Genomic DNA, 14,968 nt, shown 5'->3' on the forward strand with positions numbered 1-14,968 from the left:
ATCCCGACGCAACCCTTTTACATCCGTTATGACTGCCAGAACCGAGCACAGGCGCTTGTTGTCCATCGCGTTGCCTATGATTCTGAGTAATATCACCAATCCACTTCTGGGCATGGTGGATACGGCTATTATTGGGCATCTGGATGGTACCCACTTCCTCGCCGGTACGGCGGTTGCCACGATGGTCATTACGCAAATCTATTGGGTCTGCGGCTTTTTACGTATGTCTGCAACAGGACTTAGTGCCCAGGCAAGAGGCAGTGATGATGTAATGGCTGCGGCCAGGGTTTTCTACCAATTGCTGTTGCCCGCATTACTGATAGGCGTGTTGATGATCCTGTTACAGGATGGGTTGGTAAAGACAGCCAGCTACTTTGCTGAAGCCAGCCCCAAGGTCGTTTCCGTTATCGACACCTATATTCGCGTTCGTGTCTGGGGAGCACCCGCCGCATTGGCCAATCTGATGCTGGTAGGGTGGCTGATCGGTCAGCAACACAGCAGACTGGTGATGTTGATACAGATTCTTGGCAATTCACTTAATGCGGTGCTCAGCCTGATCCTGGCAATGGGTCTCGGATGGGGAGTGGAAGGGGTGGCGATGGCGACGGTCATTGCAGAATACAGTATTTTCACCGCTTCCATCTGTGTGGTCCTGATAAAAACAGGATGGGCCTTGCCGTTACTGAACTGGTTTCGATTTGGTCTCTATGCTCAGGTCCTGATGCTGAACCGGGATATTTTGTTACGCAATCTGGCCTTGCAACTTACTATTGCCTTTATGACGTTTCAGGGTGCACGCCTTGGAGAAGAGGTGGTTGCGGTAAATGCCTTGCTGATGCAATTTTTTGTCATAACTGCACTCGGTCTGGACGGCATTGCCTACGCGGTAGAGGCCCTGGTAGGAGAAAGTAAAGGCGCCGGCAACATGAAGCAATTGCAGAGACGCGTGCGCCTTGGGCTGGTCTGGTCGGGCTCACTGGCGGTGCTATACAGCCTTGTATTTGTGATTTTTGATAACAGGATTATCGCTTTGCTTACTGACCTGACAACGCTGCGTCTTCTGGCGAAAGACTTCTTACCCTATATCTGGGTGCTGCCACTGCTATCTCACTGGTGTTTCTTAATGGATGGCGTGTTTATTGGCCTGACCTACGGCAAGGCTATGCGAAACAGTATGTTGCTGTGCAGTCTGCTGGTCTTTTTCCCGCTTTGGTGGATGACATCAGGCCTTGGCAACCATGCACTGTGGATCGCTTTTCTGGCCTTCTTATTGGCCCGTGGACTGAGTCTGGGTTGGGCGTATGTCCGCCTGGTCAGGCCACAGGCGGCATCACCTTCGGTCTAATTTTTTCGATTAATAGTAGGAGTGCTCTCCGGCCTGGTGTTCTGTGGCATCAACCACACCAGTGAGTTCCGGAAACTGCGCCAGCATTTGTTTCTCGATGCCTTCTTTGAGCGTAACATCCACCATTGAACAACCATTACAGCCACCGCCGAATTGCAGTACTGCTTTTCCTGCGGGGGTGATTTCCATTAGCATCACTTTACCGCCATGACTGGCCAGCTGTGGGTTAATCTCGGCGTCGATCATGTAGTGCAAACGCTCCATCAGAGGCGCGTCGTCATCCACTTTGCGTACCTTGGCATTCGGCGCTTTGAGGGTCAGTTGTGAACCCATTTGGTCAGTGACAAAGTCAATTTCGGCTTCTTCCAGAAACGGTGCACTGTCCTGGTCTACTACCGCATCAAAGCCTTCAAAGGGCAAGCGGGTGTCAGCGTCCTCGACGGCATCTGCGGGGCAATAAGAAACCCCGCACTCAGCACTGGGCGTACCAGGGTTCACTACAAACACACGGATATTGGTGCCGGGATCCTGCTTGCTGAGTAATTTACGAAAATGAGCCTGTGCCGGTTCTGAAATCTGAATCATAACGCTACCTCCAGAATGAGATTTTAATGGCGATATGATATCAAAGATTACTTGAGTAAAACACTCAAGTATCAGATAAGTTATGTTCGTTGTGCGCCAGTGTGCGTGAATATGAGACCAACCTAAGTGCTTTTGCTATGGTCTAACTGGAACTGAGCAGGACGAGCTGATAGCTTGTTAATCATTATATTGTACTGATAAACATGAGGTATCAATGAAACGTTGGTTGCAAATGGTGTTAATGGCGTTGGCCCTCAGCGGCGCTACGGCGACAATGGCTCAGGTAAAGACTGACCTTGCTTACTTGCCCAAGGCCGTCAGCTATGACCCCGCCGTGCCCCTGCCTGAATCCGTATTAGGTTACCCTGTGGGAACCTGGCACGTTCGCCATGACCAGCTGGTCAATTACATGTATGCGCTGGCAGAGAGCTCTGAGCGTGTCAGCATTGAGGAAATGGGACGCTCCCATGAGCAGCGCCCACTCGTGTTGTTGACATTCAGCGCAGCAAAAAACCAGGCAAAGATGGAATCCATTCGCCAACAGCATTTGCAAAGTCTCGATGGTAAGGCTGATGGTGATTTGCCACTGGTGCTATGGATGGGGTATAGCGTCCATGGTGATGAACCCTCAGGCGCAAATGCCGCCATGTTGATTGCCTATTATCTGGCTGCCGCACAAGGACCACAAATCGACACCTTACTCGAGGAAGCCGTCATATTGATGGAGCCCGCGCTCAATCCCGATGGTTTGTCTCGCTTCGCTCAGTGGGCGAATATGCATAAGGGCAAGAATTTGGTTGCCGATCCCAATCACAGAGAGCATTGGCAGCACTGGCCGAGTGGACGTACGAATCATTATTGGTTTGATCTGAATCGGGACTGGTTATTGCTAACTCATCCTGAGTCTCGTGCCAGGCTCAGCCATTTCCACAAATGGCGTCCGCATGTGGTAACAGATTTTCACGAAATGGGTACCAACAGCACCTATTTCTTTCAGCCTGGTGTGCCATCCCGAAAGAATCCCTGGACGCCAGACAACAATGTCAGTCTGACCGAAGCAATGGGGGAGCACCACGCGCGAGCCCTGGATGAAAGCGGACAGCTCTATTTCACTCAGGAAGCCTTTGATGATTTTTATTATGGCAAGGGTTCAACCTACCCGGATGCCCATGGCAGCGTCGGCATCCTGTTTGAACAAGCCAGCAGTCGGGGCCACCTGCAATCCTCTGAACATGGTGAATTAAGCTTTGTGCAAACCATTCAGAATCAGGTGACCACCTCACTGTCGACCTTTTCCGGAGCACTGGCCAACAAGGCGTCCTTGTCAGCGCATCTGCGAGGCTTTGCCGGGGAATCCCTGGAGCTGGCAAAAAAAGATGAGCTATCGGGCTATCTGCTGAGCGAAAAGCATGACAAGAGTCGATTCAGAGCGCTGCTTGAGATCCTTAAACAGCATCAGATCCGGATAAATGGACTGGAAAAGTCCGTTGAGCGCAATGGCAGACGTTTTGCCCCCGAGGATTCGGTATTTGTGTCACTCAATCAGCCACAGTATCGATTGATTAAATCGATCTTCTCCACCCGTAAAAATTTTGCAGACAACACCTTTTACGATGTCTCAAACTGGAATTTGCCACTGGCATTCAATATTGATTATGAAGAAATTGAGCGTGGATTCTGGCGCAAACTGCCTTTAGGCGACACCCTGCCAAATCTGAATGGAGCACGCTCCGAGTTACAGCAGGATGCTTATGCCTATGCCTTCTCGTGGCAGGACTCCGCGTCACCTGCACTATTGCAGGATTTACTGGAGCAGGGCATCCAGGCGAAAATTTCCTCCACCGCCTTTACCGCGACTACTGACCAGGGCAAAGTGAGCTTTGAGCCTGGCGCGGTCATCGTGCCGTCGGCGCTGAAGCAGCCGGAACAGTGGCGCCGGTTGCTGCAAAACAGTGCTAACGAGCAAGGCATAAAGGTCTGGTCTGTCACGACTGGTCTGACTCCCCAGGGGAATGACTTAGGTAGCAGAAGCATGGCGACCCTCTCTGCACCCAAAGTAATGTTGGTAGGGGGTGCGGGCACATCGCAGTATGAGGCAGGGGAGATCTGGCACTACCTTGATCAGCGAGTTGGCTTGCCGCTGACCATTGTCGACATGGACCGCTTGCAGGGTGTGTCTTTGGCAAACTATACCCACATCATCATGGCCGATGGAAATTTCAGCGCTATCGCGCAAGAGCAGACAGACGCCATACAGGAATGGGTAAAACAGGGCGGTGTGTTGATTACCCAGAAACGAGCGGCAAAATGGGCCAGTGAACAAGATATACTAAACGCCACCTTCGTGTCAGACAAAGAGCTCGACAACGCCTTTGACACAAGCGGTTTAAGCTATGGTGATCAAGATCGTCTGGCGGCTAAAAAACGTATTTCCGGCACGGTGTTTAATGCTGATCTGGATCTCAGTCACCCACTGGCATTTGGTTTTACCCGCTCGCAAATCAGTTTCCTGCGCAACAGTACCCTGGCTATGCATGTACCTGCTAAGCCCTTTTTGACGGTATCCCGTTATACCCAGACGCCACTTCAGGCTGGCTATGTCAGTGAAGAGTTTCAGCAGCTGTTGGCCGGAAAAGCGAACCTGGTGGCGCATCGACTGGGGCAGGGCAAGGTCATTGGGGTAACCGATAACCTGAGTTTCCGTGGGTATTGGTATGGCACTCACCGTATACTCAGCAATGCACTCTACTTATCCGATTTCATTGATGTAGAGGGCTGACTGCAATGCACCAGGCTTCAATGTATAAATCCGGATAGTGTTGTAACAGCGTCTCGCTCAGACTATTGACGGTTGAACCAGTGGTAAGAATATCGTCCAGTATCGCTACCCTGGCCACCCTTAGCGGTTGGACCAGGGTAAAGGCCTGCTTCAGGTTTCGTCGACGCTGAGCGCCGCTCAGCTGCGTTTGTGCTGAGGTGCGCTTGTCCCGTCGGCAGGCTTCAATGACAGGCAGGCCGGATCGCCTTGCAAGGTGTTTGGCAATCTCCATGGCCTGATTATAGCTGCGGCTTTGATATCGTGAGCGGTGCAAGGGGACCGGTATAATGACATCCGGCCAGGGTTGCTGAGGTCGCAGTGCATGGGTGTAAAATAAGTCAGCAACGGCCTTGGCGTTGCGCGTTTTGCGAGAAAACTTCAGGCCTTTGATCAAGGTGTCCAGCGGCCATTGGTATTCTCCACAAGCCAGCAACTTATGATATACCGGTTCACCCAGGCCCTGACGAATTTTCGGCCATTGCAACAAGTTGTAGTGACAGGCGGATAAATTGAATAGTGCCAGATCCTGACAACACCAGGGACAGAGCAGATCGTGGCTAGACTGATAACATAGCAGACAGGATTGTCGACTGAGGCCTGCGCCCAATCGTTTTAATAGCGAGAAAGGCATATCCATTGCCAGATGTTTTAATTACCGTGAATGATAAGAGGATAGTGTAATTTGTCGCTCATTGCTGAACAGTACGGACATGGCCCTAGTCTGGTGTTTTTACATGGCTGGGGCTTAAATAGTGGGGTATGGCAGAGGCTGGCAACCAGGCTGGCAAAAGCATATCGCGTCACCCTGATCGATTTGCCTGGTTTTGGCGTAAATCACGACCGTTTCCCCCCTCACTATGACCTGGATGAACTGACAGACATGGTAGCCGGTGTGTGTCCCGACGATGCAGCCATTGTGGGATGGTCTTTGGGAGGGCTGGTGGCGCAAAAGCTGGCATTATCTTATCCACAACGTGCAGGCAGACTCATCTGCGTTGCCAGCAGCCCCAGATTTGTTGCTGAAGCTGATTGGCCGGGTATTGCGCCCAATGTTCTGGAAGCCTTTGCCAGCCAGCTTCATAGTGATATTGACGCCACCATCGCAAGATTTCTCGCCATTCAGGCAATGGGCAGTCGCGGTGCAAAATCTGACATTCAGGCCATTAAGTTATTAATGGGGGAACGTCCAGCGCCCGCTGCCCAGGCCTTGTCAGGGGGATTGAGACTGCTGCAACGTACAGACCTTCGTCAATCTGTTGCGAATATCGCCTGCCCCACATTGCGCCTGTATGGCAGGAATGACAGTCTCGTACCGGTGGCGGTGATGGAAAAGGTTGAGCGCCTGCAACCATCGAGTATCTCCATGCTGTTTCCCGGCGCTTCTCACGCACCCTTTATTTCCCATGAGGAGGAATTTGCGCGCGCACTGACAGACTATCTGCAACGCTGATATACAGCAAAGCTTCCAATTTGCCGCCATTTGGTTAATAATTAACCAAGAGGTGAGGTAGTAATATGTCAGTACAATTTGACGGTAATATTAATTCGGCATTGTTATCCGGCATGCTTGGCGTGCAGCGGGCGTCGAATGGTATTACTCAGCATTCCATCAGTCTTGCTCAGCAGCAGGCACAGTTGCGCGCGCCTGAAGACGTGCTGCAGGATGCCGCCAAACAGCAGTTGAGCATGGCTAAAAACATGCTGCCTGCTACCGGGGACAGCATGACCTCTGATTTGGTAGGCCTGAGCCTCAATCTGCGTAATGCCCAGGCTAGCGGCAAAGTACTCGACGTGGTCAAAGAGACCGTGGGTACGCTGCTGGATGAGAAGGCCTGATAACCCATGATGAATATCACCGCTCCTGCAATGGCGGCCTATCCGCTGAACACCTCGAACACGAATACCGAGGCGGCACGGCGTGATAACGCGATGCGGGAGACGATTCCACAGGTTAGCGATACCGAAAACTCTGCTGCACAATCCGGTTTAGGGTCAGAGTCTGATCGTATCAAAAAACCGGGCCAGCCTCCGCAGCCCCTTACCTATGACAAGTCAGGCTTTGCTGGCCAGGCACAGAACCCCCTGAATAAAGATAACGGTGAAGACCCGAGTGCGGGTAAGCAGGATGCTCAGAGCCGTCAGGAGCAACGTCAGGAAGCTTCCGAGCAGAAAGAAGTTGAAGAGCTGAAAGAGCGTGACCGCGAGGTGCGCACCCACGAGCAGGCCCATGCATCTGTGGGTGGGCAGTATGCGGGCTCACCCAGCTATGAGTTTGAAACCGGTCCCGACGGCCAGCGCTACGCTGTCGGGGGTGAGGTGTCTATTGATGTATCCAGAGAAGGCGAACCGGAAGAAACACTGAGAAAGATGCAGCAGGTGAGAGCCGCAGCGTTGGCACCTTCAGAGCCTTCTCCACAGGATCTGCGTGTTGCCTCAGAAGCGCAGCAGAAAGCCTCTGAAGCGCGTCAGCAAATTTCTGAAGAGCGCTCCGAAACACTGAAAGAGCGCGTCAATAGTCTTGGCAGCGCAAATGGCGGTGAGGCAGTGAGTCAGGCCCCTGAACTAGCTGACATTGTTTCAGGCAGTGATATCTCGCCGCCGACCCGCAAGCTCAGAGAAGGTGATCCTGTCGCTGAAGCTGCCGGGCTTGAATCAGATAAAAGTGAATTTCGTCGCAGTCGAAACATCGAAATAGATGCCCGCGCGCTGCGCATAGCCAGCTTTTACCAGCAGGTAGATCAGCCCAGGCAATCTCTGGTTCAGCAAAGCGCCTGAGCTACATCGTTCTTTCTTCTTTTTTATGACTTCTTCGCTTTGGCGAAGGCCTCTGCCATGGCACTGTTAGCTGGCGCCTGTGGCTGACGAGGTGGAGTTCTTTGTCTTGACTTGGCCGGATTCTGGCGAGAGTCGGTTTTACGTTTTTCCTGAGGTTTTGTGGTTTTTACCGGTTCGTCGTTAAGGCGCATGCTAAAAGAGATGCGCTTACGATCGGTATCCACTTCCATCACTTTGACTTTCACAATATCGCCGGCTTTAACGACTTCTCTCGGGTCAGAAATAAACTTATCTGTCATGGCAGAGATGTGTACCAGGCCATCCTGATGAACACCCACATCCACAAAGGCACCAAAATTAGCCACATTGCTGACCACCCCTTCGAGGATCATGCCGGTTTTCAAATCCTGAATGGTTTCCACACCCTCTTTGAAGGTGGCGGTTTTGAACTCAGGACGCGGATCGCGGCCCGGTTTGTCCAATTCGGTAAGAATATCATTGACGGTAGGCAGGCCGAACTGGTCATCGGCATAGTCATCAGGCTTAAGGGTTGTGAGAAGATCTCTGTTGCCAATCAGAGAGCTGATATCGGTGCCAAGCTGATGGCAGATTTTTTCAACCAGCTTGTAGGCTTCCGGGTGAACCGCCGAGACATCCAATGGATTATCACCGTTACGGATCCTTAAAAAGCCTGCAGCCTGTTCAAACGCCTTGGGGCCAAGGCGATCGACATTGAGCAATTGCTTTCTGTTGCTAAAGGGACCTTCAGCATCGCGTTTCTGCACGATGTTATGGGCCAATGTGCGGTTCAGACCAGACACATAACTTAATAACGCCGAGGACGCGGTGTTTACGTCCACGCCTACGGCGTTAACGCAGTCCTCTACCACCGCATCCAGCGATTTTCCTAATAAGCTTTGGCTGACATCATGCTGGTATTGGCCGACACCAATGGCTTTGGGCTCGATTTTAACCAGCTCAGCCAGTGGATCCTGTAACCTGCGCGCAATTGAGACGGCACCACGTAACGAGACATCCATGCCCGGTAACTCGGCTGACGCCAGTTCCGAAGCGGAGTAAACCGATGCTCCGGCCTCGCTCACCATGATCTTACTTATCTTCATTTCGGGTAACGCTTTGACCACTTCGCCGGCCAGTTTGTCCGTTTCCCGTGAACCGGTGCCATTACCGATGCTGATCAGGTTTACCTTATATTGCTGACACAGATTTACTAAGGTCCGAAGTCCCTTGTCCCACTGGTTCTGTGGCGCATGTGGAAAAATGGTGGAGGTATTCAGCACTTTGCCGGTGGCATCTACGATAGCGACTTTGACGCCGGTCCGCAGAGCGGGGTCCAGCCCCATGGTAATCTTATCGCCGGCCGGCGCGGCCATCAGCAGGTCATGGAGATTTTTGGCAAAGACGCTGATGGCTTCCCGTTCTGCCCGCTCTCTAAGCGCACCAAAGAGTTCGGTCTCCATATGCAGCTGAATTTTAACCCGCCAGGTCCATTGAACAACTGACTGCAACCAGCTATCGGCAGGACGCTTTCTGTCCTGCAGATTGAAGTGCTCAGCAATAATGGTCTCGCAGTAAGAGTGCTTGTCACTCTCCTCATTGGCAGGATCAGCGACCATCGTCACTCTGAGAATACCTTCATTACGGCCTCTGAACATTGCCAAAGCGCGGTGAGACGGGGCCTTGTGCAATGCTTCGCTATGTTCGAAATAGTCTTTGTATTTCGCACCGTCGCGGTCTTTCCCCTCCACCAGAGTCGAGCGGATATGGGCCTGTTTTGTCAGATGCTGACGGATTTTTTGCAGTAATCCGGCATCTTCAGCGAACCGTTCGATAAGAATATGTCGGGCTCCGTCGAGGGCAGCTTTGGTATCACTGATACCTTTCTGTTCATCAATAAAGGCACTGGCTTCAGTTTCAGGATCCAGTCCCGGGTCCGCCAACAATGACTCTGCCAGAGGCTCCAGCCCCGCCTCAATGGCAATCTGGCCTTTTGTACGTCGCTTGGGTTTGTAGGGCAGGTAAAGATCTTCAAGCTCGGTCTTATTGTCGGCAGTCTGGATTTTTTGCTCAAGCTCCGGCGTTAACTTGTCCTGCTCGCGGATTGACTTGAGAATGACCTGACGGCGATCTTCCAGTTCACGAAGGTAGCCCAGACGCTGCTCCAGAACACGCAACTGTGCGTCGTCCAGGCCCTCTGTGGCTTCTTTTCGATAGCGAGCAATGAAGGGGACGGTCGCACCGTCATCTAACAATGTGACCGCAGCTTGAATTTGCTTGGGAGTGGCGGAAAGTTCGCTGGCAATTTTCTCTATGATCATATTCTGCCCTGTTGGCCTGAAGCGATAAGCTTGAATGCAATCTGCCTTTATAAGGGCTGGGACGGCAAATTTCTACTGCATGGCAGCAAAAAGATGGGCATTTGGCTTGTGGGTGAACAATAACTGCGCATAACACTTTGTTCTTGTTGCCAGTATGGCGGGGTGCCCTTTTCAAATTGGTTAGAAATAAAATGGCGTTACTGTTGTTCCATGCTTAAAAGAGTTCAGTGAACACCTCTTCGAACTGCTCTCCGTTATTCAGTCTCTCAAGTCTTTGATACAGGTCTTTGTGGCTCATTGGTTCTATGGCCATCAATGCAGCCTGATAAGACTCTACATTGTTAAATGGAAAGTCCTTAAGAAAAAACACCGAACGGACTTTGGCCTGGTCTAGGCTGGCTACATCTATATTTTCTGCTAAAAAGGGCTTTCGATAGTCTACCTTGACCCCAGTGCCCTCAATGAACCATGCTGGTAACTGAATCAGCTCAACCAACAGGTTTGTTCTGTGGCGTACTTCTGCATGTACAAGCTCGTGGGCGATTACGTCAGTATTGAGTCCTTTGGAGCCCAGAAATATGCATTCTCTAAAGAAGCCCGAGGTTTGTACTCCTGTTCGGGAAAAACCCAAACGGGCATACCGTGGGTCAGCCGTCGCCATAATTCTTGGGCTAGCCGCTGGGGTGCCGTAGACCTCGGAAACTCTTTGCGTTGCAACCTGAATGGCTTTGAGCAATTCACGCTGTTGTCGCTTGCCAATACTCGTATCAATATAGAGGTTTGGTGACACCTCATAAAAATGCGAGAGTCCAACTAACTCGCAGGCGATGGCCTCTTTTTTCACAAAGATGAAGAATGCTGTGAAAAAGGCAATACAAACAACAATAAAGATCTTAAATCTCGGCGCGAGATTCCTCATTGAAAAATTCATCATGTACATAATAACGCTAGTGCGAGCCTGCCACATAAAATCGTTCAGAGTGGCTGATTCAGGTGCTGCCTGAATCTAACTTGGTGCTTTGATAAACCTTGACGCGTATTATCCAGAACAGCATTAACAGGATGACCGCTGCAACAGGAAGCAAGAGAAATTCGATCTTTCTGAGTGCCTCGGGGATCAATTGAGCCTGCCCCAAGAAGAAGGCCGCCGAGGACATGAAGAGTGCAAAGAACATTCTCCATAGATGCCGAATCAGGCGGTTTGCGCCCTTCAACCCACCTTCCCTGATATACATCAGATCCGCACTCGCGCAAAAAAGGGCCACACCACCAAAAATCAGAAAGGCTATCCAGCTAAATCCCCCTATTTCACCCGAGGGAGCAGTACTTGCGATCAGGGCATAGGCAATGAAGGCAAGAGACAGCAGGATAACGCTACCCAGTAGCAGCCAGTCAGCCTTTGAAATGCTAAGGGGGGCCTGTTTTATGGTGACCCGGGAAGATGTGACCAGGTAACAAATTAAAAGGCCGTTTAACATGGATAACGGCACCTCACGAATAACCGCTCCCACTGCACCGCTGAGGCCTAATCCCAGGATGCTATAGAAGAAAAGGGTACCCAGCAGCCTGTGCAAGGCGCTTTTCTTATCAAAAAAAGGAGCTAATAAGCCTGCGAGTAGAGCCAGGCTGCCGCTGATGGTGTGAGAGAAAAATAAGATATAAGTAAGCATTTCGGACCTCTTTATGCTCGTATCGATATAGTTCAGGCGTTCACGGGTGAGGCAGCGGGTCTTAATCCGAATCCTCTGAAAACCAAGTAAAAGGGCAGTATTATCTGTGTGATGAAAAGCGGCAGTTGCAGCAATACCGGGATCGATGCTTCGAAAAAGGAAAACCCTATCGCAATGATTTGCAGTGAGCAGGCTAGCAAAGCAAAACTTACAAGTGGACGAGGTATGGCCGTTCCCAGATGCAGCATAGCGTAGAAAAACAACAGGCTGATACTCGAAATTTCAATGGCCAGATAATGGGCTTCATTTCGTCCTTCACTGAGCAGCTGTCGAAATTGCAGATCCAGTTGGGTCGGTTGATGATTGCTGCTTTCCACCCAGGCGCTAATGAGTGAGGTAAATTCCGATAGCTGCGCAGCTTCTACTGAAGTTAATGTCACAGCGATAATGCTGATGGATAAGGCGCTTAAATAAAGCTTTGGCAGCTGTCTGGCAAACGTGTCGAAATTGATGATGATGATGATTAGGTTGATGGCGCTTAAGCCAACAATTGAGATTACGGAAAGTCCGGAAATCGCAGTGACCAGTTGGGGCGTTAGGGCGTCCAGACTTGTGCCTAATAACGGTATCAAAGAGAAGTTCACATAAATACCAGCTACGAGTTGGATGAGTAATAAAATGCCGGTGAGCTTTGCTAGTTGATTGAGTTTCATGGTTTCGCCAAATAGAGATGTTTTCGTTGCCATTGGCTTAGTTTTTTTAAACGCTCGCCACGACCTGAAGGATTTACTGAAATAGGCGCACTGAAGCGTGCGCCACGCGTCAAAACGGTTGAGCCGTCATGAAAACTCATGACCTGTGCATGCTACTTTTCTTGCTTCATCATTTTTAATGAAGCAATGATCTCTTTTCGCTGCTCTAACGACAGATTGTGATGCAGTGCAGTAAACTTTTTGAGCATCGCTTCGACTTTTACATCGATCTCTGCCTGCCAGCTTTTATAGCTTTGCATCATGGTTGCCGTATCAACATTTTCAGCTTCTATCATCTTGGACAGAAACCCCTTAAGTTCACCTTTTGAGCCTTTTACTTCTTGAGCCAAATTTTTGAATGAGCCAATAAGCTCCAGAGCGAGGTCTTTTTGGTAATCCGTTAAGTCGTGCTTATAAGCAAATAGACTCAACATTTTTTCATTCATACCGCTTTCGCTTTTGGCGACGGCAACTGTGCTGGTAAAACACAAGGTGGCAATAACAATCTGACATACTAATTTAAACATGGTTTTTCCTCCTGTTAGAGTGAAGAGATTATAGGGAGAGCCAACAGGAGAAGCCTTTCGGGTTGGCAACGTAGTGTAACAAAGCGTAACGTTTGCTCTGCTCTAATGGACAAGCCCCGGACAATTAGAAGACTATGCAGACTATCCCGTTACGAGAGTAAAGCACTGTGTCGACAAAAATTTTAATCATTGATGATGATAAACAGCTGTGTGAAGGCTTAACCACATACTTCGAGAAGTTCGACTTGTCTTTGATCAGTGCCAATACCCCCTCAGAGGGGCTAGCACGTCTTGAGTCAGAGAAGCCGGAAGTGCTGTTGCTGGATGTCATGATGCCGGAAGTCGATGGCTTTACACTGTGTAAGTCGATAAGAGCTGAGAGTTCGATTCCGATTATTATGTTAACGGCCAGAGGCGAGTTAACGGATAAAGTCGTCGGGTTGGAGCTTGGCGCTGACGACTATTTGTCGAAACCCTTTGAGCCACGGGAGCTGGTGGCAAGAGTTCAGGTGCTCGCGAGGCGCAGTGCGCCACCTGTGGAAAAGGACGAGGTCATGCGCTTTGCTGATTTGGAAATATGGGTTCAGCGGCATCAGGTCTTTTTAGGTGGTAAGGAGCTTTCCCTTACAGGAATGGAGTTTAACCTGCTGACTTTGCTTGCACGTCATCCCGGACAGGTATTTACGCGTGATGAAATTTTAAGTGCGTTAAAGGGCATTGACTCAGAGTTGTACAGTCGCTCCATAGACATCTTGATGAGTCGACTCAGACACAAGTTAGGCGATGATCCTAAGCAGGTAAGGTTTATTAAAACCCTCAGAAGCCTGGGTTACACCTTTGTGGCCCGCACGTTATGAAACATATTGTACTGGGACTTTTTGGCCGACTCTTTATTTTGTTTTCAGTGACCACCGTACTGCTGTCGGTGTGTGTGTTGTTAGGTGTGGTGAATTTTTCTGAGGAGCAGGCGATGGCCTTCATAAAGGAACGCCAGACGCAGTTATCTGACATGCTCACCAGAGTGAGTGAACCCCCCGTCAATCGAGACAAGCTGGAAAAGGCGGCAAAAGACAACAGAGTGGATATCGCCATAGAAGATGGAGATCAGCGCTGGACAACCGCTGAGAACTTTCCGTCGATTGCTGAATTAGCACAAAATGCCACCCCCATTGGCGAGCTGTTATTTAGTAAGCATCAGTCCAGGTACTATTTGCTGGCGAACAGCAATGGTCGCTGGAGTGCGGTTACCTCCAACATAGCCAATCTTATCGTTTATCCGTCATGGCTGGTGTATTGGCCCTGGATACTGGCCTGTCTCGTAGTGCTGGTAAGCTACTATCTGCTGAGGGTGATCCTCAGACCTGTACGAGAGGCCGTGCGTAGCGCCCAACTGATCAGTCAGGGCAATTTTGAACATCAAATAACAAGCCACCCAAGCACGGAGCTTGCAGACCTGACCAAGGGCCTGAACCGAATGGCATCTGAGCTAAAGGCGCGTTTCGAAGCTAAAAATGACCTGCTTATGTCTGTCAGCCATGAAGTTCGGACACCGCTGGGAAGGATGAAGGTGTGGTTGGCGATGCTTGACGAAAATGAGGTCAGCGCGAAATTGAGTCGAGAGATCGATCTGGTCGATACCTTAGTCGACCAGTTGCTTGAGAGTGAAAGGCTGGAAAAAGGGGCGAATATCTTGTCCCTGTCACATTTCTTTTTGCCGAGTCTGATCAACGACATTATCCACGAGTGCGGTGATGATGCAGACAGCATTAAGCTGATATCTGAGGTGCCAGATATCGTCATCAATATTGATGTAGGACGAGTTAAGTTTGTACTGCGGAATCTACTGCAGAACTCCCTTTGGCATTCAGGAACAGACACCGTTCAGCTCTCTATTGAAACAACTCCTGAGGCGTTAAGGTTTATCGTGAAGGATGAAGGGCGCGGGATCCCTCCTGCTCTTCTTGAACGTGTGTTTGAACCCTTCTTTCAGGTAGACCAGGTGATGAACAGAACAACGAAAGGCACGGGCTTAGGGTTGTTTTTGTGTCAGCGAATCGCACAGGCGCATCACGGTAGTATTGTGATTAACAACCTTAAGCCGGGCTGTGAGTGCATCTTTTCTTTACCCGCTTCATGCATGGTCAGGCACTAAGGTTC

The 14,968-nt window shown here is 50.3% G+C and carries 14 protein-coding genes; 7 read left to right on the forward strand and 7 right to left on the reverse strand.

Translation table 11 applies throughout. The annotated features are described in order from the left end of the window. The first annotated feature begins 28 nt into the window (after positions 1–28). On the forward strand, positions 29–1,345 hold the full coding sequence (locus CCY32_RS12305; protein ID WP_088331142.1) for an MATE family efflux transporter: 1,317 nt from the start codon (positions 29–31) through the stop codon (positions 1,343–1,345). Between the two features lie 9 nt (positions 1,346–1,354). Here the strand turns inward: CCY32_RS12305 and nfuA are convergent, their stop codons facing one another. Beyond that, positions 1,355–1,930 carry a Fe-S biogenesis protein NfuA gene (gene nfuA, locus CCY32_RS12310; RefSeq protein WP_088331144.1) on the reverse strand — a complete coding sequence of 192 codons (576 nt, stop codon included), beginning with the start codon at positions 1,928–1,930 and terminating at the stop codon, positions 1,355–1,357. 214 nt (positions 1,931–2,144) lie between these two features. Between nfuA and CCY32_RS12315 the strand changes: the two genes are divergently transcribed. Beyond that, positions 2,145–4,709: a M14 family metallopeptidase gene (locus CCY32_RS12315; RefSeq protein ID WP_246840609.1), complete on the forward strand. Its 2,565-nt coding sequence runs from the start codon at positions 2,145–2,147 to the stop codon at positions 4,707–4,709. Here CCY32_RS12315 and CCY32_RS12320 read toward each other — a convergent pair. Then, positions 4,690–5,379, reverse strand: coding sequence for a ComF family protein (locus CCY32_RS12320; RefSeq protein ID WP_088331146.1), 690 nt, complete (start codon positions 5,377–5,379; stop codon positions 4,690–4,692). The genes CCY32_RS12315 and CCY32_RS12320 overlap by 20 nt on opposite strands. Before the next feature lie 51 nt (positions 5,380–5,430). On the opposite strand from CCY32_RS12320, the gene bioH reads away from it, so the two are divergent. From bioH to CCY32_RS12335, 3 genes are all read left to right on the forward strand, one after another. Beyond that, positions 5,431–6,198 (forward strand): pimeloyl-ACP methyl ester esterase BioH, encoded by a 768-nt coding sequence (gene bioH / locus CCY32_RS12325; protein ID WP_088331148.1) that lies wholly within the window; start codon positions 5,431–5,433, stop codon positions 6,196–6,198. 65 nt (positions 6,199–6,263) lie between these two features. Further along, the gene (locus tag CCY32_RS12330; protein ID WP_088331150.1) at positions 6,264–6,584 is read left to right on the forward strand and encodes a hypothetical protein; all 321 of its coding nucleotides are present in this window, start codon (positions 6,264–6,266) and stop codon (positions 6,582–6,584) included. Between the two features lie 6 nt (positions 6,585–6,590). Next, complete coding sequence (locus CCY32_RS12335) at positions 6,591–7,523, forward strand: putative metalloprotease CJM1_0395 family protein (RefSeq protein ID WP_348638943.1); 933 nt, start codon at positions 6,591–6,593, stop codon at positions 7,521–7,523. Positions 7,524–7,546: 23 nt separating this feature from the next. Here CCY32_RS12335 and CCY32_RS12340 read toward each other — a convergent pair whose 3' ends face one another. The 5 genes from CCY32_RS12340 to CCY32_RS12360 form a co-directional block, all read right to left on the reverse strand. Beyond that, complete coding sequence (locus CCY32_RS12340) at positions 7,547–9,862, reverse strand: Tex family protein (protein ID WP_088331152.1); 2,316 nt, start codon at positions 9,860–9,862, stop codon at positions 7,547–7,549. Positions 9,863–10,076: 214 nt separating this feature from the next. Further along, entirely contained in the window at positions 10,077–10,781 is a 705-nt protein-coding gene (locus CCY32_RS12345; protein ID WP_246840610.1) for a hypothetical protein, read from the reverse strand. Between the two features lie 70 nt (positions 10,782–10,851). Next, positions 10,852–11,532 carry a hypothetical protein gene (locus CCY32_RS12350; protein WP_088331154.1) on the reverse strand — a complete coding sequence of 227 codons (681 nt, stop codon included), beginning with the start codon at positions 11,530–11,532 and terminating at the stop codon, positions 10,852–10,854. Positions 11,533–11,564: 32 nt separating this feature from the next. Continuing rightward, positions 11,565–12,245: a hypothetical protein gene (locus tag CCY32_RS12355; protein WP_168171510.1), complete on the reverse strand. Its 681-nt coding sequence runs from the start codon at positions 12,243–12,245 to the stop codon at positions 11,565–11,567. Between the two features lie 152 nt (positions 12,246–12,397). Then, complete coding sequence (locus CCY32_RS12360) at positions 12,398–12,811, reverse strand: hypothetical protein (RefSeq protein WP_088331158.1); 414 nt, start codon at positions 12,809–12,811, stop codon at positions 12,398–12,400. A gap of 167 nt (positions 12,812–12,978) precedes the next feature. Here CCY32_RS12360 and CCY32_RS12365 point away from each other — a divergent pair, with 167 nt between their 5' ends. Continuing rightward, the gene (locus tag CCY32_RS12365) at positions 12,979–13,668 is read left to right on the forward strand and encodes a response regulator transcription factor (protein WP_088331160.1); all 690 of its coding nucleotides are present in this window, start codon (positions 12,979–12,981) and stop codon (positions 13,666–13,668) included. Then, the gene (locus CCY32_RS12370) at positions 13,665–14,963 is read left to right on the forward strand and encodes a HAMP domain-containing sensor histidine kinase (protein ID WP_088331162.1); all 1,299 of its coding nucleotides are present in this window, start codon (positions 13,665–13,667) and stop codon (positions 14,961–14,963) included. The genes CCY32_RS12365 and CCY32_RS12370 overlap by 4 nt, the downstream gene beginning before the upstream one ends. Positions 14,964–14,968 lie beyond the last annotated feature (5 nt).

Source organism: Lacimicrobium sp. SS2-24 (assembly GCF_002201535.1).
In the GTDB taxonomy this organism is placed as follows: Bacteria; Pseudomonadota; Gammaproteobacteria; order Enterobacterales; family Alteromonadaceae; genus Lacimicrobium.

What these genes read in the sequence shown, in the direction of transcription:
- CCY32_RS12320 (WP_088331146.1), bottom strand. Translation starts at nt 5,379, where the DNA reads ATGCCTTTCTCGCTATTAAAACGATTGGGCGCAGGCCTCAGTCGACAA.
- CCY32_RS12370 (WP_088331162.1), top strand. Translation starts at nt 13,665, where the DNA reads ATGAAACATATTGTACTGGGACTTTTTGGCCGACTCTTTATTTTGTTT.
- CCY32_RS12335 (WP_348638943.1), top strand. Translation starts at nt 6,591, where the DNA reads ATGATGAATATCACCGCTCCTGCAATGGCGGCCTATCCGCTGAACACC.
- nfuA (WP_088331144.1), bottom strand. Translation starts at nt 1,930, where the DNA reads ATGATTCAGATTTCAGAACCGGCACAGGCTCATTTTCGTAAATTACTC.
- CCY32_RS12315 (WP_246840609.1), top strand. Translation starts at nt 2,145, where the DNA reads ATGAAACGTTGGTTGCAAATGGTGTTAATGGCGTTGGCCCTCAGCGGC.
- CCY32_RS12350 (WP_088331154.1), bottom strand. Translation starts at nt 11,532, where the DNA reads ATGCTTACTTATATCTTATTTTTCTCTCACACCATCAGCGGCAGCCTG.
- CCY32_RS12345 (WP_246840610.1), bottom strand. Translation starts at nt 10,781, where the DNA reads ATGAGGAATCTCGCGCCGAGATTTAAGATCTTTATTGTTGTTTGTATT.
- CCY32_RS12330 (WP_088331150.1), top strand. Translation starts at nt 6,264, where the DNA reads ATGTCAGTACAATTTGACGGTAATATTAATTCGGCATTGTTATCCGGC.
- CCY32_RS12360 (WP_088331158.1), bottom strand. Translation starts at nt 12,811, where the DNA reads ATGTTTAAATTAGTATGTCAGATTGTTATTGCCACCTTGTGTTTTACC.
- CCY32_RS12305 (WP_088331142.1), top strand. Translation starts at nt 29, where the DNA reads ATGACTGCCAGAACCGAGCACAGGCGCTTGTTGTCCATCGCGTTGCCT.
- CCY32_RS12355 (WP_168171510.1), bottom strand. Translation starts at nt 12,245, where the DNA reads ATGAAACTCAATCAACTAGCAAAGCTCACCGGCATTTTATTACTCATC.
- CCY32_RS12340 (WP_088331152.1), bottom strand. Translation starts at nt 9,862, where the DNA reads ATGATCATAGAGAAAATTGCCAGCGAACTTTCCGCCACTCCCAAGCAA.